17 protein-coding genes are annotated in these 19,216 nt (G+C 62.7%); 6 read left to right on the forward strand and 11 right to left on the reverse strand.

Annotated elements, in window-relative coordinates; translation table 11 throughout:
- Positions 1 to 21: 21 nt before the first annotated feature.
- Positions 22 to 1,272 (forward strand): reverse transcriptase family protein, encoded by a 1,251-nt coding sequence (locus tag QMA15_RS23315; protein ID WP_279163331.1) that lies wholly within the window; start codon positions 22 to 24, stop codon positions 1,270 to 1,272.
- Between the two features lie 13 nt (positions 1,273 to 1,285).
- On the opposite strand, the gene QMA15_RS23320 is transcribed toward QMA15_RS23315, so the two are convergent.
- Genes QMA15_RS23320 through QMA15_RS23330 form a run of 3 tightly spaced genes read right to left on the reverse strand, consistent with a single transcriptional unit; the run spans position 1,286 to position 3,306 of the window.
- A complete protein-coding gene (locus QMA15_RS23320) occupies positions 1,286 to 1,672 on the reverse strand; it encodes a RidA family protein (RefSeq protein ID WP_003946047.1) in 387 nt (128 codons plus the stop codon).
- A gap of 42 nt (positions 1,673 to 1,714) precedes the next feature.
- Entirely contained in the window at positions 1,715 to 2,527 is an 813-nt protein-coding gene (locus QMA15_RS23325) for an alpha/beta hydrolase (protein ID WP_279163330.1), read from the reverse strand.
- Positions 2,524 to 3,306, reverse strand: coding sequence for a helix-turn-helix domain-containing protein (locus QMA15_RS23330; RefSeq protein WP_019746079.1), 783 nt, complete (start codon positions 3,304 to 3,306; stop codon positions 2,524 to 2,526). Before QMA15_RS23330 ends, QMA15_RS23325 begins: the two co-directional genes overlap by 4 nt.
- 195 nt (positions 3,307 to 3,501) lie before the next feature.
- Between QMA15_RS23330 and QMA15_RS23335 the strand changes: the two genes are divergently transcribed.
- From QMA15_RS23335 to QMA15_RS23355, 5 genes are read left to right on the forward strand one after another with little or no spacing between them, the layout of a single operon-like run.
- On the forward strand, positions 3,502 to 4,506 hold the full coding sequence (locus QMA15_RS23335; RefSeq protein ID WP_279163329.1) for an ABC transporter substrate-binding protein: 1,005 nt from the start codon (positions 3,502 to 3,504) through the stop codon (positions 4,504 to 4,506).
- Between the two features lie 10 nt (positions 4,507 to 4,516).
- Positions 4,517 to 5,299, forward strand: coding sequence for an ABC transporter permease (locus QMA15_RS23340; protein ID WP_279163328.1), 783 nt, complete (start codon positions 4,517 to 4,519; stop codon positions 5,297 to 5,299).
- A gap of 2 nt (positions 5,300 to 5,301) precedes the next feature.
- Complete coding sequence (locus QMA15_RS23345; RefSeq protein ID WP_202022878.1) at positions 5,302 to 6,084, forward strand: ABC transporter permease; 783 nt, start codon at positions 5,302 to 5,304, stop codon at positions 6,082 to 6,084.
- The gene (locus QMA15_RS23350) at positions 6,084 to 6,890 is read left to right on the forward strand and encodes an ABC transporter ATP-binding protein (protein ID WP_279163327.1); all 807 of its coding nucleotides are present in this window, start codon (positions 6,084 to 6,086) and stop codon (positions 6,888 to 6,890) included. The genes QMA15_RS23345 and QMA15_RS23350 overlap by 1 nt, the downstream gene beginning before the upstream one ends.
- 25 nt (positions 6,891 to 6,915) lie before the next feature.
- On the forward strand, positions 6,916 to 7,926 hold the full coding sequence (locus QMA15_RS23355; protein ID WP_019746084.1) for a YdcF family protein: 1,011 nt from the start codon (positions 6,916 to 6,918) through the stop codon (positions 7,924 to 7,926).
- 6 nt (positions 7,927 to 7,932) lie between these two features.
- On the opposite strand, the gene QMA15_RS23360 is transcribed toward QMA15_RS23355, so the two are convergent.
- The 8 genes from QMA15_RS23360 to QMA15_RS23395 form a co-directional block, all read right to left on the reverse strand.
- A complete protein-coding gene (locus QMA15_RS23360; RefSeq protein ID WP_279163326.1) occupies positions 7,933 to 8,766 on the reverse strand; it encodes an NmrA family NAD(P)-binding protein in 834 nt (277 codons plus the stop codon).
- Between the two features lie 14 nt (positions 8,767 to 8,780).
- Positions 8,781 to 10,721 (reverse strand): hydantoinase B/oxoprolinase family protein, encoded by a 1,941-nt coding sequence (locus QMA15_RS23365; protein WP_279163325.1) that lies wholly within the window; start codon positions 10,719 to 10,721, stop codon positions 8,781 to 8,783.
- On the reverse strand, positions 10,721 to 12,820 hold the full coding sequence (locus QMA15_RS23370; protein ID WP_019746087.1) for a hydantoinase/oxoprolinase family protein: 2,100 nt from the start codon (positions 12,818 to 12,820) through the stop codon (positions 10,721 to 10,723). Before QMA15_RS23370 ends, QMA15_RS23365 begins: the two co-directional genes overlap by 1 nt.
- A 281-nt stretch (positions 12,821 to 13,101) precedes the next feature.
- Entirely contained in the window at positions 13,102 to 13,773 is a 672-nt protein-coding gene (locus QMA15_RS23375; protein ID WP_279163324.1) for a carbon monoxide dehydrogenase subunit G, read from the reverse strand.
- Entirely contained in the window at positions 13,770 to 16,292 is a 2,523-nt protein-coding gene (cutA, locus tag QMA15_RS23380) for an aerobic carbon-monoxide dehydrogenase large subunit (protein ID WP_060939376.1), read from the reverse strand. The genes QMA15_RS23375 and cutA overlap by 4 nt, the downstream gene beginning before the upstream one ends.
- Positions 16,289 to 16,933 (reverse strand): (2Fe-2S)-binding protein, encoded by a 645-nt coding sequence (locus tag QMA15_RS23385; RefSeq protein ID WP_029256750.1) that lies wholly within the window; start codon positions 16,931 to 16,933, stop codon positions 16,289 to 16,291. The genes cutA and QMA15_RS23385 overlap by 4 nt, the downstream gene beginning before the upstream one ends.
- Positions 16,934 to 16,935: 2 nt before the next feature.
- Positions 16,936 to 17,838, reverse strand: coding sequence for an FAD binding domain-containing protein (locus QMA15_RS23390; RefSeq protein ID WP_019746091.1), 903 nt, complete (start codon positions 17,836 to 17,838; stop codon positions 16,936 to 16,938).
- 89 nt (positions 17,839 to 17,927) lie between these two features.
- On the reverse strand, positions 17,928 to 19,216 hold a 1,289-nt coding region (locus QMA15_RS23395), incomplete at its 5' end, for a solute carrier family 23 protein (protein ID WP_290286770.1).

Raw genomic sequence — 19,216 nt, forward strand, 5'->3', positions numbered from 1 at the left:
GTCGCATCCCGGAGTCGAATCATGCGTGACTTCGAGCTCGATCCCGAGTTGGCGCGTCGTCTGGCCGTTGCGGCTGCTGATGCTCCGTGGACCCTCAGCGGACTCGAGGAGGCATTCGGAACCGTCTTCGGCGTTTCCCCGACGCTCCTGGCCGTGCGCGTTCTCGACCTCATGCCCGCCCCACCGTTCGAACCGCAAACGCTGTACCGATTGCTTCGCGAACTACCTCGCCTGCGGCCTGTTCCTCTCTCACTGGACACCAATGAATCTTCGGTGTGGCGGTTCGACGTTCCCCGCTACAACACCAGTGTGGACCTGGCTCGTTCACTGGATCTGACGATCTCCGAACTCGAGTGGTTTGCCGACCGAGGGGAATGGCTCCGCACGAAACCCCTACCGCTACGCCACTACCGGCCCATGCAGATCAGCAAGAAGACCGGCGCTCGCCTCCTCGAGGTACCGAAACCTCGATTGCGCGAAATTCAGCGCAAGATTCTGCGCCGCATACTCGACCTGGTGCCCCCGCACGACGCGGCACACGGATTCGTCCGTGGTCGAAGCCCTCTGACTTTTGCAGCGCCGCACGCACAGTCGGAGATCGTGATCGGTGTGGACCTCGCGCAGTTCTTCCCCTCGATCAGCGGCAGCCGCGTCCACTCCGTCTTCACCGCCCTCGGCTATCCACCCGCAGTGGCGGGAGTTCTCACCGGATTGTGCACTGTTGCAACACCTGCCGATACCCTGCGCGGCCTACCGTATGCACAGGCATCACAGCTACGCACCGCGCATCTTCCGCAAGGCGCGCCAACTTCGCCTGCACTGGCGAATCTCGTCGCGCGCAAACTCGATATCCGCTTGAGTGGACTCGCACAAGCAAACTGGCTCACCTACACCCGATACGCCGACGACCTCGCCTTCTCCGGAATCGAAGTAGCCGACGTCGGACCCCTCCTCTGGACGGTCGAGCAGATCGCCAGGGACGAAGGGTTTGCCGTCCATCCACGAAAGACCAAGGTGATGCGCCCTCATCGACGCCAACACCTCACCGGATTGGTGATCAACGACCAACCGTCGTATCCGCGTGACGACTACGATCGCTTGCGTGCCCTGCTGCACAATGCCGCCAGTACTTCTGCGCAGGAACAGAATCGGGACGGTATCGAGAACTTCCGCGCCCACATCTACGGCCGAATCGCGCACATCGGCGAAACCAGCACTACGCGCCGACGCACATTGCTGCGCCTGGCTGAACGTGTGGATTGGGACGGCTAGTGCCCGCGAGCAGTCAGACCCGCGGCGTGTAGGCCATGCATTCGACTTCCATGTGCGCACCCAGCGCCAGTCCGTCTGTTCCGAACGCACTGCGGGCCGGCAGTCTCGACGCCGGGAAGTACTCGAGGTAGACCTTGTTGAACTCCTGCCAACGAGACATGTCGTCAAGCATGACAGTGCATTTGAAGATTGCTTCGACGCCGGAACCGTAAGCGATCAGCGAAGCCACGATGTTCTCCATGGTCTGTCGAGCCTGCGCTTCGAAGCCGTCGGCCAAAGTCCCGTCCGGGAGCATGCCGATCTGACCCGACAGATACAGAACGTCTCCGACGCGCACTCCGGTGGAGAACGGCGTATCGAAAGCGGGTGGGATGAACTCGACGGTCTGAGATGAATCCATTAGATCTCCTCGGAGTTGGAATATGCGTGACGAGTTGGTGTTTCAGCGCACTGGGCGGGCACGAACATCGGCCAGGAAGTGCGCCACCAACTCGTTCCACGCGTGTGGGTCCTCGAAGTAGGGGGAGTGGCCGCGGTCGGCAAGTTCGACCACTTCGGCGTGGGGCAGGAACTCGGCGGCGCTGCGAATCCGCTCGGGTGTCATCAAATCGTCCAGCTCACCCGCGATCAGCAGAACCGGCGCCGTCACCGCGGCAAGATCGCTCGGCGAGTAGTTGTGGGCCTTGAGAATTCGGAAGAACTCGGTGTCAGGTGGGCGATGACCGAAGGTGCCGAGAGCTTGGTACAGGTATGCCCTCGCCATGTCCAAGCTCGGCAACCGTCCGCCCACAGCGGGGTGTTCCCCCAGTGGCCGCGCCGTGACGGGCGCCGCGGTGAGGGGAGGTGCGCTGTCCGGACCGAATCCGACGGGAATGCCGCCGGTCGTGCAGGCCAGGACTACCGACTCCACCCGGTCCGGAACAGCGATTGCGGCCCCCACTGCGGCCCAACCGCCCATCGACTGGCCGACCACGTGCGCTCGATCAACCGCCAACAGGTCCATGATTTCGATCAGATCCGAGACTGCCGCTACCGGGCCGTGGTTGCCATTCTCGTTGGTGGACCGTCCGAATCCTCGCTGATCCCAGCTGATTACCCGATAATGCTGAGCGAAGTACGGTACCTGTTGGTACCAGACCGCAGCGTTGCCGCCGAGACCGTGCGTGAGAATCAGATCCGGGCCCTCGCCGGCAGTCTCGTACCAGACCCGTTCGCCGTCTGCGACGGTGATGAAGCCCTCGGTCCGTGAAATCATCCTTCTTCTCCTGTGTCGGACGGGCGCTTGCCCGAAGTGTGGTCAGTGAGGAGTTGCTGCACTTCATCGGTGGCCCGCAGCAGGTGTTCTTCGACCATTCGCGTCGTTTTCGCATCGAAGTCGGTATCGAACCCGATCACCGTCAACGCGCAGAGCGGAGATCCCTTGCGGGAAGACACTGCACGCGAGACCGAACCGATGATGTCCTGAGATCGTTTGTGTACAACGGCGAATCCGGTTTTCTGCGTCTCGGCTATGTCGGCGAGAAAGCCGGTGGGGCCTTCCAGCGGATAGCCACTCTTCTCCACCATCGCCAGGTAGGGCGCCCGGGTGTTGTCCTCGAGTGCCGCGACCAACGCGAGCGGACCCGCGAACCGGTGCGGCGGAAGCAGATCCCCGAGCATCCGAGTGATCATCTTGAGTCTCTCGGGACGCAGCGCCGCGATGATCCGCGTTCCGCCGCTCTCGAGAACCTGCAGATTCACCATCATGTCCGTGCTCTCGGACAGCACCCGCATGGTCGGATCGCACAAGGCCGCCAACGAGTGCGCTGCCGCTTCGTGGGAAACCTGCAGTGCAGCCGGGCCGGGGAGATAGCGACCGTCGTAGCGGAAGACCCAACCACGGTTCGCGAGTTCTCCGAGCACTCGGTGCGCAGTCGGGCGGAGCATCCCGACTTCTTCTGCCAGTTCGCTGAGCTTCATCGGCGTGGTCGAGCGCGCGATGGCCTCGAGTAGATCCAGCGCTTTGTCGACGGCGGACGCAGAACCCTTCGTCATCCGATCCCCTCCCGGTGCCGTGGATGTACCCGGCGATCCGAAATCTCGTGTTCTTGGAAAACCCTTGGCATTCGCCTAGGAAATTACTATAGTCACAACAATCGTTCCGGCGTACGGAATTCTTTGAGCGTCTTCACCTTCCCACCGGATTACCGGCAAGGAAGTCATATCTTTCCCAGCGAGAGGCTTTCGGACATGACGGTTGGACATACCCTTCGGTCGACACCACGGTTCAGAGTTGTTGCCCTAGCTGCGGTCGCGACCGCAGCATTGGCACTGACCGGCTGCTCGAGCGACGCCACGGCCTCCGACGACGGGGGCACCCAGACCACCACGATTCGAATCGCACCTCAGCCGATCGCAGACTTCGCACCGATCTGGCTCGGAATGGAGCAGGGATACTTCACCGACGAAGGACTCGACATCCAGCTCGTCGAGGGCGGCGCCAGTTCCTCGGCTCAAATTCCGTTGCTGCTCAGCGGAAATGCAGATATGGCAGCCACGACCGCCGCCGCCGCAATTCAGGCACGCAGCCAGAACATGCCCGTCACCATCGTCGGAGGACTCACGAATTTTGCCGCGAGTGACGACGTCGACCAGTCCGGCCTCGTCGTCGCCAAAGACAGTTCCATCAGCGGCTTCCGTGACCTCGAAGGCAAAACCGTTGCGATCAGCGGATTGAAGTCCGTCAGCGAGGCAGTCATCTCTGCTGCGGTGGAGAAGTCCGGTGGAGCAGCGGACAAGATCTCGTTCATTCAGGCGCCCATGCCCAACCTCGGCGACCTTGTTTCCACTGGCGGAGCCGATGCGGCATTCCTCATCGATCCGTTCCTGAGCAAAGCAACCGACTCGGGGCTGAAGATCCTCGGCCACCCCTTCCCCTTGGCCGCGCCCGGTGTGCCAGGGACCTCGCTGGTCGCTTCGGAATCGTTTGTCGACGCGAACCCGGACTCACTCGCCAAATTCCGCACGGCGCTTGCCAAATCCGTCGACTACGCCAATCAGAATCCGGGCGCCGTCAAGGCTGCACTCTCGACACAAGCCAAGATTCCGCTCGAAATGCTGGCCAACAGCAAGAATCCTCAGTTCGTCGCAGTAGTGGAACCGGGTGCTCTCGGCACGGAGATCGAACTGCTGGTCAAGTACGGGGTACTGACGGATTCGGTCGAGGCCGATTCCTTGCTGACCCCGGCCAACTGAGTTGTCCGCCTTGACAACCCTGCAGACTCGCCGCAGGCAGGTTCTGCTCGGTCGGCTGCTGACGCTCTTCGCGTTGGCAGCCGCCTGGCAGATCTTCGGAATGCTCGGCGACGAGGACGTCAAAGGTATTCCGAAGTTCAGCGACGTGGCAGTGGCCCTTGTGAACGAACTCGGCACGTCCCCGTTGTGGACATCACTGGGACAAACGGTGACCACCACAGCGATCGGATTGGCGCTGTGCCTGGTCATCGGGATCCCGGCAGGACTGCTGCTCGCCGCGCACCCGTTCCTGACGGTCTCCTCCCGTTTCGTCATCGACTTCTGCCGAACCGTTCCGCCGCTCGCAATCATTCCGCTCTTTCTGCTGATCATGGGCCCGACGCAACGGATGGCGGTGGCACTGATCGTGGCAGTAAGTGTGTGGCCGATTCTGCTCCAGACGATTCACGGTGTGCGCAACGTCGACCCGGAACTGCTGGCGACCGCACGCTCCTTCCGACTTCCGCTGTGGCGCAGACTCGCTCTCGTCGTCGCACCGGCGTCGATGCCCTACATCTTCACCGGGATTCGCATCTCGGCAACACTGAGCTTGCTGCTGACCATCGGTGCAGAATTGATCGCGGGCGTGCCGGGACTCGGTAAGGAGATCCTGCTGAGCCAATCCGTCCCCGATCGAATGTTCGCACTGATCATCGTCGCCGGACTACTCGGAATGCTGCTCGCCTTCGCCGTGATGGCGATCGAGAATCGTTTACTTGCTTGGCATTACATCCCGAGGAGGATGACGACGTGAAGATGATGTCAGGACTTCGACTCCTCGCGTGGGAGTTGTGGCTGCCGATCTTGATCGTCGTCGTATGGTACTTCGGTTCGGAGTCGAGCAAGTCACCCTACTTCCCGCCACTGTCGCGTATCTGGAAAGCGTTTGTGGACAACTGGTTCGGTCCGGGATTCGCCCACGACGTCGTACCGAGCTTGACCAACCTTGCCTTCGGTCTCGCCGTGGCACTGGTGGTCGGCATCGGCGCCGGTCTCCTGCTGGCCCTGTTCCCGCTGGCTGCCGATATTGCCGATCCGTTTCTCCAGTTCTTCCGCGCCATTCCGGCGCTGGCCGTATTGCCCGCCCTCTTCATCGTTTTCGGAACCGGTTCGACGGGTAACGTTGCCGCCATCGCCTTCGGCGCGGTCTGGCCGATACTCCTCAACACCCTCGACGGCATTCGCTCCATCGACCCGAGTATCCGATTGGTGGCGCGCAGCTACCGGATCCGTACACCCCTCCTGGTGACGCAGGTACTCCTCCCCGGAGCGATGCCGCAGATAACAGTCGGCATCCGTACCAGTCTCGCGATCGGTGTCGTCATCATGGTCGGCAGCGAAATGTATGTCTCCACTGCAGGAATCGGTCACTTCGTGATCGTCGCGCAACAGACATTCGCCATCGCGGACATGTGGTCCGGAATTCTCCTGCTGGGAATCATCGGATACGTGCTCAACCTCGGATACGGCGTGATCGAACGATGGTTGCTCAGATGGCAGCCGCGGACCCACGACGCTCTCGCAGTGAAAGGAAACTGATGTCATCCACAGAATCTGCGGCATCGATACCCGCAGTCGAACTGAACGGCCTCGGGGTGACCTACGGCGGCCCCACCGGCCGCGAAGTGCTCCGCGGGATCGACCTTACGGTCGCACCGGGAGAAATCGTCTGCATCGTCGGCCATTCCGGCATCGGCAAAAGCACGCTGATTCGTTGCATCGCCGGTCTGCAGAAGCCGACCACCGGTGAGGTCCGCATCGCCGGGATCGCGATCGATGCACCGCCGGCCACTCTGGCTCTCGTGTCACAGGACTACGGACGCACACTGATGCCGTGGCTTCGAGTGGGCGAGAACGTTCGCCTGCCGCTGCGGGGCAACAGTCTGGCGCGGAAGATTCAGAACGAGAGGGTTACCGATGCACTCGCCGTTGTCGGTCTAGGTGGTGCTGCGCGTTCCTACCCCTGGCAGTTGTCCGGCGGAATGCAGCAGAGAGTAGCGATAGCTCGCGCTCTCGCCTATCGGCCGCAGGTACTCCTCATGGACGAACCCTTCGCGTCGGTCGATGCGCAGACCCGCGCGGAACTCGAAGACCTGCTGCTGACGCTTCAACGTGATCTTGGTATCACCGTCCTCCTGGTCACCCACGACGTCGACGAGTCGGTGTACCTGTCCGATCGAGTGGTCGTACTCGGCGGAACGCCGGCATTGATGCAGGACATCGTCGACGTCCCGTTGACCGGAGCTCGAGATCAACTGACCACCAAGGCGGACCCACTGTTCATCGAGTGCCGTACCAGGGTGCTGTCCGCGATCCAGCAGTCCAAAACGGTGGCGCCCGTGTAGTGGGCACCTCGCCTAGTCTGGCTCCGTGATCCTTCTCCTCATCGGCCTCGCGCTGCTCGGATTCTGCGGCTACCGGTTCAGGCAGGATCGGCGGAGGCTGAGCAACGGCGTCTATCTACTTCTCGGAGTGATCTTCACCGGTCTGTGGATGCTGCAGTCGGGTGCACCGGGGACCGAGATCCCGTCGTTCGTCATCGCGACGATCGCTCTGCTCTCGCCGTTGCTGGTGCTCCTGCTTGCAGGATTCCTGATCGTCAACGGGGTCACGATGCTGCGGCGCGAGGGATTCAGCGTGGCGAACCTGCTCTCCCTCGTCGCCGGACTCGGACTGCTCGTTCCCTACGTACTGCTCGCATCAGCGTTGCTGACGCAGAGATATTGGCTCGCAGTCGTTCTCGGATCGTTCAGCCTGGTCGCGTCGTACCTGGGGTTTCTGTTCACGAGCTTTCTGCTCTACTCCTACGTGTACGGACGCCAGAAGTACCAGCCCGGGATGGACGCGATAGTGGTGCACGGCGCCGGGCTTTCGGGTGCCGACGTGACGCCCCTGCTGGCCAGCCGTCTGGACAAGGCCGCGGACGTCTTCCGCGCCGAGGTCCGCGAAGGACGTTCACCACTGTTGGTCGTCAGCGGCGGGAAGGGATCGGACGAGGTGGTCAGCGAGGCTGAGGCAATGTGCGTCTACCTCGTCGATCACGGGATCCCGCGCGAGAACGTGATGCTAGAGGACCGTTCGACCACCACGCTCGAGAACCTCGAGTACACCAGGGACCTTCTCCGCGCCGACACCACGAAGCCTCGAATGGTTCTGGTCACCAGCAACTTCCACATACTCCGAACCGCAACGTTTGCCCGAAGCCTCGATCTGGATGCAGAAGTCATCGGTTCCCACACCGCCCGGTACTACCTGCCGAGCGCTATTCTGCGCGAGTTCGCCGCCGTCACGGTGGAACACAAGTGGCTCAACGGAACGGTCTGCCTGATCCTCGCCGCCCTGCCCCCACTGGTTGTCTGGGCGGCAGGAGGCATTGCGTAGCAAGCATCACCGAATCAGGCTCTCGACGCCCATCGGTCGGCGACCCAGAAGCAGTTCCACGGCAGCACTGCCCGCAAGGAAGTCGTGGTGGTTGTAGAACTCGAACATCGCCGCCAATCGTGAGCTGGCGTTGACGTCCAGGCTGCTGCCGATCTGTTCACGCCATTGATCCACGCTGATCTGTTCTATCGCGACGGTACGTGACGTCTGCTTCTCCACCATCTGTGCCACCTCCATGACGCTCAGAGCTTGCGGGCCGCCCACCTCGTACGTAGCTCCGTGATGTTCGCCCGGGCCCTCGCTCAGGACGACCGCGGCAACAGCTGCCACGTCCGCCAAACTCACGAACGAGAACCTCGTGTCCGCGCTGTACGGCACGACGATGGTCTCTGACCGACCCGTGAGTACCGCTTCGAAATTCTGCGCGTACGCACATGGTTGCAGCACAGTCCATTTCAAGGGCGAACGATGCAGTTCGTCCTCACACCTGGCTTTGTCCAGGTGATGCGGCATTGACGGGCTGAACGGCCACGCCACGGAGTGATAGACAAAGTGCTCCACCCCCGCCGAAGCCGCTGCCGTCAGCGCATTGCGAAGCAGCGCCGGCTCGTCGGGATGGACGTTCGGGGCAATGAAGTACACCCCTCGGCACCCGGCGAGCGCCTTGCGCAGCCCTCTTCCCGTTTCGAGTTCTACCTCGAAGTCCCCGTCGACACGCGCCTTTCGCACCAGTCGCCGAGCTGTCACGCTCGGCGGCAGTGCAGCGACGACTGCCTCACCGGTCTTACCCGCGGCGCCGATCACCGCGATGTCGGCGCCGCGAGCAATTCCGTTCTCCATGAGAGTTTTCCGTCCTAGACGTAGTCGTAGACCGCTGAGGTGGCGCCACCGGAAAGCTGCGCGTAGCCCGGACCCCGATCGAAGAAGGGTTCGTTCTCACCGCGCTCCGAGCGCAACTGATCCCGTAGCTCCGTGGTAGCAGCCTCGTCGACCGACGGCTCGTCACCCTCGATCAGGACAACACCGTAGTCGTCGCGTGCACCCTCCACGGAAACCTTGCGCCACTGAATGTCTCGCAAGACCTCTTCGATCGGGCGCTCCAGTGGATCTCCCCAACCGCCACCACCGGTGGTGCGAATCCGTACGACCTCGCCGGCCTTGATCGGCTCGGCATCGGTCAGCGCGTCGAACTCACGCTCGTTCGGTCCACCCGGATCCAGGACCACGGAGAACGGCCGACCGGCCTTGCCGCCCTTGACTCCCCAGCAGGCGAGGATCGAACGATCCGCAATGGACATGAAGTGCGCATCCTTGAGCATCCGGATGTGCTTCTCGTATCCCAGGCCGCCGCGGTAGCGTCCGGCTCCGCCGGAATCCATGGCCAGACCGAGCTTTTCGACGATGAAGGGGAAACGGCTCTCGGTGAATTCGGTCGGCAGGTTCCGTGAATCGGGAACGACGTGAATCGTGTCCTCACCGTCGGCGTAGTAGCGTCCGCCCGAACCGCCGCCGAGCACCTCACGCATGAGGTACGAGTGACCCTCGAAGTCCTCACCGTAAACACCGGTGTACCTGATGGTCTCCTGATCGGCGGGCATGTTGCCGTCCACAGCCTTGGCGACGACGCCGGCCAGCACTCCGAGAAGACGGAGGATGACAAACGTGCGAGCGTTGGTGGGGGCAGGGAAGATCGGGGTGATCAATGTTCCCTTCTCGGGGAACTTCATCTCGATCAGCGGTACGACGCCCTCGTTGACATCCAGTTCGGCCATGCGCTCCGGGGTGTCCGCGAGGTTACGCAGAATCGGGGCCAACCACTTGATGAGGAAGTTTCCGTCCGCGTAGTCACCGCAGTGGTTGATCGGGCCCTTTGCCTGCGGTCCGGTTCCGTTGAAGTCCAGGATGAGTCGCTCGCCGCCCTCGTCCTCCGGTCGCGTCTTCGTGAGCGTGATGCGCTGGATGTGGAGCATCGGCTCGTCGACGCCGTCGTGCTCGGCGTAGTCCTCCCACGTGTACTCACCGACCGGGATCTTGCTGAGGATCTCGCGGCGGTACGTCTCGGTGGTCGCGTCCATCATCGCGTCGAAGCACGACTCGACGGTGTCGACGCCGTAGCGCTCGAACAATTCGGTGAGTCGACGCGCACCCATCAGGCACGCCGAGCACTCGGCGTCGAGGTCAGCTGCGAGAGCGTCCGGCATGCGGGAGTTACGCGTCATGATGCGCAGCGCCGCCTCGTTGGGAACTCCCTGGTCCCACAGTTTGATCGGCGGAACCATCAAACCCTCTTCGTACACCGTGGTGGCGCCGGACGGCATGGAGCCGGGGCAGCAACCGCCGATGTCGTCGTGGTGACCGAACGCCTGAACGAACGCAACAACCTTCGGCTCGGCATCGGGAGTGACGCGGGCGAAGACAGGCACCGTGACGCAGAGGTCGGGGAGATGGCCGATGCCACCTTCGGACAGGTAGACGTCGTTGTGGAAGTACACGTCTCCCGGCTTCATCGTCTCGAGTGGGAAGTCCCGGGCGATCGGATGAACCAGGGCGGAATACGAACGGCCCGTGAGCTTGCGGAGGTTCCGGTCGTGAATACCGGCGCGGAAATCGTGAGCGTCACGGATCATCGGCGAACGCGAGGTGCGCGAAATGGAGGTCTCGACCTCCATTTCCACGCTGGCGAGGTAACCGGCGACGATCTCGACCAGAATCGGATCAGGTGACGCGCCGTCGGTAGCGGTGAGTCGGTACGGCTTGGCCGCGGTGGCAGCAGCAGCATCGAGAATGGCGGTCATCACTTCACTCCGTTCGAGTCGGAAGACTTCGAGATACGAATGTTCCCGAAGGTGTCGATACGTGCCGAGAATCCGGGGTGGATCGGGACAGTCGAGCTGAACTCCTCGATCACGGCCGGTCCTTCGATGACGTCACCCGCACCGAGCAGCGTGCGGTCGTAGGTAGCAGTTTCGACCCAGCTGTCGAAATACGATTGCCGCGAACCGGTTCGGGCGGTGTCGGCGCCGGTGCCGGCGGGGATCTCCTTGAGCGTCGGACGCTTGATCGGGCCGATGCCGCTCACGCGCAGGTTGACCCACTCCACGTGCTGCGACGGGTCTCCCCGGAAGTCGTAGCCGTACAGTTCGCGGTGCGCCTGGTGGAACGCCTCGGCCGCGTCGTCCATGATCTGCGCCGTGACGGTACCTTCCGCCACCGGGACGCGTACCTCGAAGGCCTGACCGAGGTAACGCAGATCCGCAGTACGGGAGTACTTGCGCTGCGTCTCGTCGAATCCTTCTTCGGCAAGCGCGATCTCGGCTTCGCCGGCCAACGCGTCGAACTGGCTCTGCAGGTCTTCAGCCTTCAACCGGTCGTGACGACTGACATGCGTCTGGACGTAGTCGTTGCGGACATCGACCGTCAGCAGACCGAACGCGGAGACGTTACCCGGATTGAGCGGGACAAGAACGTCTTTCAGACCCAGGATGTCGACGAGACGGCAGGCGAGCAGGGAGCCGGAGCCGCCGAACGTCACGAGGGTGAAGTCGCGAACGTCGAGGCCACGCTTGACCGTGATCTGACGCAGGGCATTGGCCTGGTTCCACGCCGAAACCTCGAGGACACCGACCGCACACTCCTCGAAGCCCAGACTGAGCTGTGTTGCAAGCTCTTCGAGGCCCTTGCGTGCCAGTTCTGTGTCGAGGGGAATTTCGCCGCCGAGCAGATGGGGTGGGATGCGTCCGAGCAGGACGTGCGCGTCGGTGATGGTCGGTTCGCTGCCGCCCTTGCCGTAGCACAACGGTCCGGGATCGGCGCCGGCCGACTGAGGGCCGACTCGGAGGGTGCGTTCCGGCGTCATCCACGCGATCGAGCCACCGCCGGCGCCGACGGTCACGACGTCGATCATCGGGATCTTCGACGGGTAGTTTCCCACTCGCCCTTCGGTGGTCAGCGCGGGCTCGCCGCGAACCACGACGGTGACGTCCGTCGACGTTCCGCCGCCGTCACAGGTCAACACCTGCTCGACGCCGGCCGCATCGGCGATCAGCGCAGCACCGAGAGCTCCGGCAGCCGGTCCCGACAGGACTGTCGTAATAGGCTGGTGAACAACCTCTTTGGCCGACAGGACACCGCCGTTGGACTTCATGACGTAGAACGGGATGTCCCGGGGTTCACCGTCGGTGGTCGAGAACTCACGCAGACGATTCGCGATGTTGTTCACGTAGTTTCGGATGTTCGGCTTGACCGCGGCGTCGACGAGAGTGGTGATGGACCGCTCGTATTCGCGGTACTCACGAAGCACCTGGCTCGAGATGCTCACCGTCGCATCGGGGAAGACCTCGAAGAGGATGTCGCGAACGCGCTCCTCGTGCGTCGGATCGGCGTACGAGTGCATGAGGCAGACGCCGATGGTCCGGATGCCGCGGTCCTTGAAGAACTGCGCTGCGCTGCGGACGCTCTCTTCGTCGAGCGGACGAATCTCGCTGCCGTCGAAGGAAAGCCGTCCACCGACGGTGCGTACACGATCGGCGGGAACGATGCGTTCGGGCTTGACCCAGAAGTACGAGTTGCCGTAGCCGTCCGGCACCGACTGACGAGCGATTTCGAGAACGTGCTCGTAGCCTTCGGTGGTGATGAAGCCGAGGTTCTCGACCTTGCCTTCGAGCAGCTTGTTGGTCGCAACGGTCGTGCCGTGGCTGACCGCACCGATCGAGTCGCCGCTCTCGCCGAGCTTGGCGAGTACCTTCTCGATACCGGCGAGAAAGCCCTCGGCGGGGTCCGCCGGGGTGGACGGGGTCTTGGTGGTGACGATGGCGCCGGTTTCGTCGTCCACTGCCACGATGTCGGTGAACGTTCCGCCGGTATCGATACCGACCCGAATCTTCCTGGGTTCCACGCTTCCTCCTGAGATCTTTGGCTCGTCTCGTCTGGTACCGATCGACGGTTGCGGCCTAGCCGGTGAGTGGCTCGTACCTGACGTGTAGTGCTATTCCACAGGTTCGGAAGGGCGGATTCTTTGTCACAATTCGCCGAATCGGGGGGCCAAGGTTCGGCGCACGATCACGAGCGGATCTTCGCCGGCGCCCCCGTGGGTTACGCGGACGTGAAAAACGCCCCGAACCTGGTCGGTTCGGGGCGTTTCCCTCATCGTGAATCAGCTGTTGACACCTGAGTGAACTACTCGCGACAACCAGAACGCGCCAGGAATCCGCCTATAGCAACACCTGACAAAGCAATGGCTGCGCCGACGACGGCGCTGACCATCACCGTGCGAGCATCTGTGCCGCCCGCTGTCGGTGCAGCGGCCGGAAGAATCGCCGGTGCCGCGACAGCTCCGGAGACTACCGGCGCGCCTTCGACCGCCACTGCCGGTATTGCCGCCGCCACGGCGGCAGTGACCTTCTCGGGGATGCCGTTGGCAATGACGCCGTCGATGCTCTTGAAGAACACCCCGGCCATCTTCTTGGCTACACCGGTGATCATGCGCTGCCCGACGCCGCCGACCATCCCGCCGACCACGGCATCGGCGTCATACGAAAGCAGCGTGCCACCCTCGTTCTCCGTCAAGGTGACCGTGACGTCCGCCTTCACCGTGCCGGGAGCACCAGCCCCCGAAGCCGTCATGACAAACGAATTGGGCCGATTCTGTTGCGACAGAACAACCTCGCCGTCGTAGACGCCCTTGATCGACGCAACTCCGGCCATGATGGAGAGCTTGTAATGATTGTCTGTGAGCTGCTCGAGCGACTGCACACCGGGAATGGTCGCGGCCAGTACACGACCGTCCTGGAGCTTGTCGTAGACCTCTTCGCGAGGTGCCGTCAACTGCGCGGTGCCGGCGATTCTCATGAATTCTCCTCTGATGACGAACCCGCATGTGCGAGTCGAAGTTCGAACAGTTCGGACGGTGAAATGGGCATGGACGTGATCGAGATTCCTTCGGCGTCCTCGATGGCGGCCGCGATGACGGCACTGGTGGGGATCACACCGGCCTCACCGGCACCCTTCATTCCGAGTGGGTTGAGCCCTGACGGCGTGACGGTGTGATCCATCTCGAGCGAATCCGGCATCTCGGTGACGAACGGCATCAAGAAGTCCATGTACGACGCGTTGAGCATCTGCCCGTGCTCGTCGTAGACGATCCGCTCGTAGAGTGCGCCGCCGATACCTTGCGCGACGGCGCCCATGACCTGACCTTCGACGATGCGGGGGTTGATCACGTTTCCGCAGTCGTGGATGACAACGTAACGACGGACCGTGATCTCGGCTGTCACGGGATCGGTTTCGACGATCGCCGCGTGCACTCCCGAAGCGAAGGTGGAACTGGGCGGCGAGTAGTAGCCGGTTGCTTCCAGACCGGGCTGCTCACCCTCGGGAATCGGCGGCTTCGACATGTCCGTGTCGGTCTTGGCGAAACCGGTGGCCAGCTTCGACTCACGGTCGAACGCATATCGTAGCGGGTTCGACAGCACGGCAACAACACTCAGCGGTACGGACGTACCTTCCACACCTGCTTCGGTGCCGATCTTGCACACGTGGCCTTCCCGGAGTTCCAGTTCGGTTTCCGGCAGATCCAAGATTCCGGAGGCGATCTTCTTCGCCTTCTCCGCGACCATCTGCGCCGCGACATGGAAGGCCGAACCCGACATGACCGCCCCACGCGAGGCGAAAGTGCCTACGGCATAACCGAACCGGCGGGTATCACCCGTGACGATCTCGACGTCGGAGACCTTGACTCCGAGATCGTCCGCAACGATCTGGGCGAACGCGGTCTGATGGCCTTGGCCTTGCGTCGTCAAGCCTGTTGCCGCCTTGACCTTTCCGGACGTCTCGACCACGACGTGGGCACCCTCGTAAGGTCCCGGGCCGGTTCCCTCGACGTACGCACCGATACCGATTCCGACCGACCGCCCTTCGGCGCGAGCCTTCCTCTGGTACTCGGGAAATCCGTCCCAGTCGATGAGCTTCTTGAGCTTGTCGATGCCTGCCTGGTAGTCGCCCGTGTCGTAGATCAACGGGCGTCCGTCCTGGAACATCAGGCCGAAGTCGTACGGCATGTCCTCAGGGCGAATGAAGTTCGCCTCCCGCACCGCGATCTTGTCCTTGTTCAGGTACTTGGCGATGGCGTCCATGGATCGCTCCATAGCGAACACTGCCTGCGGACGTCCGGCGCCGCGGTACGGGGTCACGATGACCGTGTTGGTGTACAGCGAATAGGCGTTGACCCGGAACGACTTCGGCTTGTACGGCCCGAGAACCTGCGTCGCGGTGTTGATCATGACGATGATCCCGTACGGCAGGTAGGCACCGTTGTCGTGCCAGAACGTGAAGTCGAACGCCAACAGGCGACCCTCGTCGTCGAATCCGATGTCGACCTTCTGGATCTGCCCACGCTCGTGCGCGCTCGAGATGAAGTGCTCACGGCGATCCTCGACCCACTTCACCTCACAGGAGATGCCGGCCTGGCCGAGGCGTCGAGCGGCCCACGTGATCATCACTTCTTCGGGCCACGGGTGAACGATCTTGACGCCGAATCCACCGCCGACGTCAGGAGCGATGCAGTGAACCTTGTTCAGTGCCATCCCCAATCGCGCGGCGATTGCGGCGCGGGCGGACGTGGAGGTCTGGGTGGATGTCCAGAACGTGAGGGTGTTCTCGTCGCCGTCCCAGCGCGCGTAGACACCCTTGCCCTCCATCGGCATGGAAGCCGAACGCTCGATTTCGAGATCCAGCGTCAGTCGGTGCGGCGCGGCGGCCAGTTCGGCATCCAGATCTCCGAACCCGTGCTGCAGGTGAGCGGCGACGTTGTCCGGAACGTCGGCGTGGACGGCGTTGGCGGCAGTGCGAGCAACGTCGATCCCCACTACAGGCTTCAGCGCCTCGTAGGTGACGTCGATCTTCGCGCAAGCGTCCTCGGCGATGTACCGGTTGTCGGCGACCACCATGGCGATGGCTTCGCCGACATGCTTCACCTCGTCCTTCGCGAGGGGATACCCGTTGCGCGGAGCGATGATTCCCGGATGCGGAATGAGCAGTGGCAGGTTCTCCGCCATTTCCGGCGTGTCGGCCAGGAGATCTTCGTAGGTGTAGATGGCATGCACACCAGGCACTTCCAGCGCCTGGTCGATGTCGATGTCGATGATTCGCGCATGAGCGTGCGGCGACCTGACGAATGCCGCGATCAGCGCGTTGTGGCCCAGATCGTCGAGGTATCGCCCCTGACCGCTGAGCAGACGCGTATCTTCCTCGCGCGGAATCGGTTTACCGAAGAACTTGCCGTCGTCGGCAACCGAATGATCGGCCGTCGAATGATCGGAAGCGGGGTGCTTCGCCCCGTTGCGCTTTGCTGGTTTGACCGGAGTACTCATGCCTTACCCGCCCGTCCTCCGACGGGATTCGTCGTTCCCCGCACCTTGCGATCCAACGCCTCCCGAGTGGACGCGTCGTCGATTCCGAGCGGGAACTGCCCGGCCCGTTCACGCTTGATCTCGGCTGCGCGCAGAACCGACGCCCTGATGTTCTGGTATCCCGTACAACGGCAGAGGTTTCCCGCGATCGCGTCGGTTGCTTCCTCACGTGTGGGATTGGGGTTCTCCTCGAGAAACGCCGCGATGGTCGTCACGAATCCCGGTGTGCAGAATCCGCACTGCAAACCGTGACAATCCTTGAACGCCTGCTGAACCGGATGCAAAGTACCGTCCGGCTCGACGAGGCCTTCGACGGTCGTGATCGATCGACCTTCGAGGCTGGCAGCGAGGACGAGGCAGGACCGAACCGGCTTTCCGTCGAGCAGCACGGTGCACGCACCACACACGCCGTGTTCACAACCGACGTGCGTGCCCGTCTTACGGAGGTGGTGACGAATGGCATCCGAAGCCAAAGTGCGGGAGGGAAGAACGACGGTGCTCGTCACCTCGTTGAGCGTGAACGTCACGGCCACATGGTGCTCACCGGTGTCTGCTGCCAACTCGGCAAGTTGATCATCGATGGAGCGATCGTTTTTGGACATTGTCACCACTTTCCTGCCAGTACTGCGTTCTCACTGAGAGCATCCGTTGCCGCCGCGAAGCCGACCCGCGCCGTGAGCGCGGACACCAACTGCGAGCGGTACGCCGCCGTCCCGTGAATGTCTGCCTCGGTATCTATCTGCGCGCGGGCGCATTCTCCGAGAGTGCGCCATCGCGGGTCTCGCTGATCCGTCGCGGACGCCCCCGCCAGCACGTCCGTGTAGTCCACGACCTGCCCCAGTTCTCCGGCGGACACGTACGTCATGTGCGCTTCGGCCACCAGACCGTCGACCACGCGAATCCGGGCGACGACGCCGACCAGTGCATAGTCACCGTGACGACGCGCGATCTCGTCGATGGCGGTCCCCACTCCGGGTTCGGCGCCGGGCACCGACACCGACACCGCGATCTCGTCCGATTCCAGGCTCGACTCGAGAGGACCGGCAAAGAGATCCGTCGACGCGATCTCGCGGGTGCCACGCACCGACTGGACGGTCACGCTGCCGCCGAGCAGTGTCAGGACTGCCGGCATCTCCGCCGACGGGTCGGCATGGACGATGGAACCGACGCTCGTCCCGCGGTTACGGATCGTGGGGTGCGCTACCAACTGCAGAGCACGGTTCAGTAGAGGCTGAACTCGACGAGCACCTTCGTCGGCCGCCAGCACCGAGTGCGTGGCCAGGGCCTGGAACCGCACTCCTTCGTCTTCGGACGAGGTCACCGAAGCGAGGTTCGGGATCGATCCGATGTCGACGATGTGGGCGGGCGCGGCGAGGCGCATGGACAGCAGCGGCACAAGCGATTGCCCACCGGCGAGCACCTTCCCCTCGTGAGAGACCTCGGAGAGGATTCGGCACGCGTCCTCGACCGAGGACGGTCGGTGATAAGTCAGCGGCGACGGTTTCATTACTCAATCCTGCCTCTATGAGTCACTTCACGTTTTGTGCAGATGTGACAACGGTCACGGGTCATACCTGGCATACATTCAACTTGGCATCACGTGAGCTGCGCCACGGGCTCTTCCCGTTCGTCATCTGACGTATCCGGACCCGTCGTGGAGCCCGGTCGCCTGCCGGGCTCCGGCCTGTTCAGTTCGGGGTTCCTGGACCCGACGAACTGGCAGAAGTGGTACATCACGATCAAGACGATGGTGCCGAGCGCGATGCCTCCGAGTGAGAACGTGTCACTGAACTTCAGAGCCGTGTCGCCGATACCGATGATCAGACCGGTGGCGATCGGCATCAGATTCAGCGGATTCCCGAAGTCGACACCGTTCTCTTTCCAGATCTTGGCGCCGAGCAGACCGATCATGCCGAACAGAACCACAAGAATTCCGCCGAGAACGCCGCCGGGAGTCGCCGCCATGACCGCCCCGAACTTGGGGGAGAAGCCGAGCAGGATCGCGATGACACCCGCGATCACGTACGCGGCGGTCGAGTACACCCGAGTGGCCGCCATGACACCGATGTTCTCGGCGTGTGTCGTCGTGGGAGAGCCGCCTACTGCGCTGGCGATGGCGGTGGCAAAACCGTCACCGGCAATTGCGCGTCCGATGTACGGGTCGAGATCGTCGCCCGTGATCTCGGCGACGGCCTTGACGTGACCGGCGTTTTCCGCGACCAGTGCGATGACACCGGGAAGGACCAGAACGATGAACGTGAGGCTGAACGAGGGAGCGTGGATACCGACGATTCCGTTGGCTTCGTCCGAGAACGGCGGCAACCCGAACCATGACGCCGAGTGCACCGAATCCCAGTTGACACGAAAGTGCTCGGTGGGTGCTCCACTACCGCCGGCGGACGTGATCGGACCGGAGACCCGGTCGAGGACCCACGAGAAGATGTAGCCGAAAACCAGCGCGACGAGAATGGCGATACGTCCCAGGAAGCCGCGTAGCGCAACGCTCATCACGATCAGGGCAACCATCACGATCAGTGCCACCCATTGGTCCTGCGGCCAGTACAACCCCGCGACAACGGGCGCCAGGTTGAAACCGATCAGCATCACCACAGCGCCGGTGACCACCGGCGGTAGCGCTTTACTGATGACGCCACCGCCGAGAAAGTGGATGGCGATGCCGACGAATCCCAGAACCAACCCCGACACCAGAATCGCACCGGTCACTTCCGCCGTCGTTCCACCCTGAGCACGAATAGCGGCAACGCCGCCGACAAAGGCCGCCGACGTACCGAGGTAACTGGGGACGCGTCCTTTGACCACCAGGAGGAAAAAGAGCGTACAAAAGCCCGACATCATCACGGCAAGTTGAGGATTGAGCCCCATGA

It is taken from the genome of Rhodococcus sp. APC 3903 (genome assembly GCF_030407755.1).
In the GTDB taxonomy this organism is placed as follows: Bacteria; Actinomycetota; Actinomycetes; order Mycobacteriales; family Mycobacteriaceae; genus Rhodococcus_F; species Rhodococcus_F erythropolis.

What these genes read in the sequence shown, in the direction of transcription:
- QMA15_RS23325 (WP_279163330.1), bottom strand. Translation starts at nt 2,527, where the DNA reads ATGATTTCACGGACCGAGGGCTTCATCACCGTCGCAGACGGCGAACGG.
- QMA15_RS23375 (WP_279163324.1), bottom strand. Translation starts at nt 13,773, where the DNA reads ATGAGAATCGCCGGCACCGCGCAGTTGACGGCACCTCGCGAAGAGGTC.
- QMA15_RS23350 (WP_279163327.1), top strand. Translation starts at nt 6,084, where the DNA reads ATGTCATCCACAGAATCTGCGGCATCGATACCCGCAGTCGAACTGAAC.
- QMA15_RS23365 (WP_279163325.1), bottom strand. Translation starts at nt 10,721, where the DNA reads ATGACCGCCATTCTCGATGCTGCTGCTGCCACCGCGGCCAAGCCGTAC.
- QMA15_RS23345 (WP_202022878.1), top strand. Translation starts at nt 5,302, where the DNA reads ATGATGTCAGGACTTCGACTCCTCGCGTGGGAGTTGTGGCTGCCGATC.
- QMA15_RS23385 (WP_029256750.1), bottom strand. Translation starts at nt 16,933, where the DNA reads ATGTCCAAAAACGATCGCTCCATCGATGATCAACTTGCCGAGTTGGCA.
- cutA (WP_060939376.1), bottom strand. Translation starts at nt 16,292, where the DNA reads ATGAGTACTCCGGTCAAACCAGCAAAGCGCAACGGGGCGAAGCACCCC.
- QMA15_RS23390 (WP_019746091.1), bottom strand. Translation starts at nt 17,838, where the DNA reads ATGAAACCGTCGCCGCTGACTTATCACCGACCGTCCTCGGTCGAGGAC.
- QMA15_RS23330 (WP_019746079.1), bottom strand. Translation starts at nt 3,306, where the DNA reads ATGACGAAGGGTTCTGCGTCCGCCGTCGACAAAGCGCTGGATCTACTC.
- QMA15_RS23335 (WP_279163329.1), top strand. Translation starts at nt 3,502, where the DNA reads ATGACGGTTGGACATACCCTTCGGTCGACACCACGGTTCAGAGTTGTT.
- QMA15_RS23360 (WP_279163326.1), bottom strand. Translation starts at nt 8,766, where the DNA reads ATGGAGAACGGAATTGCTCGCGGCGCCGACATCGCGGTGATCGGCGCC.
- QMA15_RS23320 (WP_003946047.1), bottom strand. Translation starts at nt 1,672, where the DNA reads ATGGATTCATCTCAGACCGTCGAGTTCATCCCACCCGCTTTCGATACG.
- QMA15_RS23315 (WP_279163331.1), top strand. Translation starts at nt 22, where the DNA reads ATGCGTGACTTCGAGCTCGATCCCGAGTTGGCGCGTCGTCTGGCCGTT.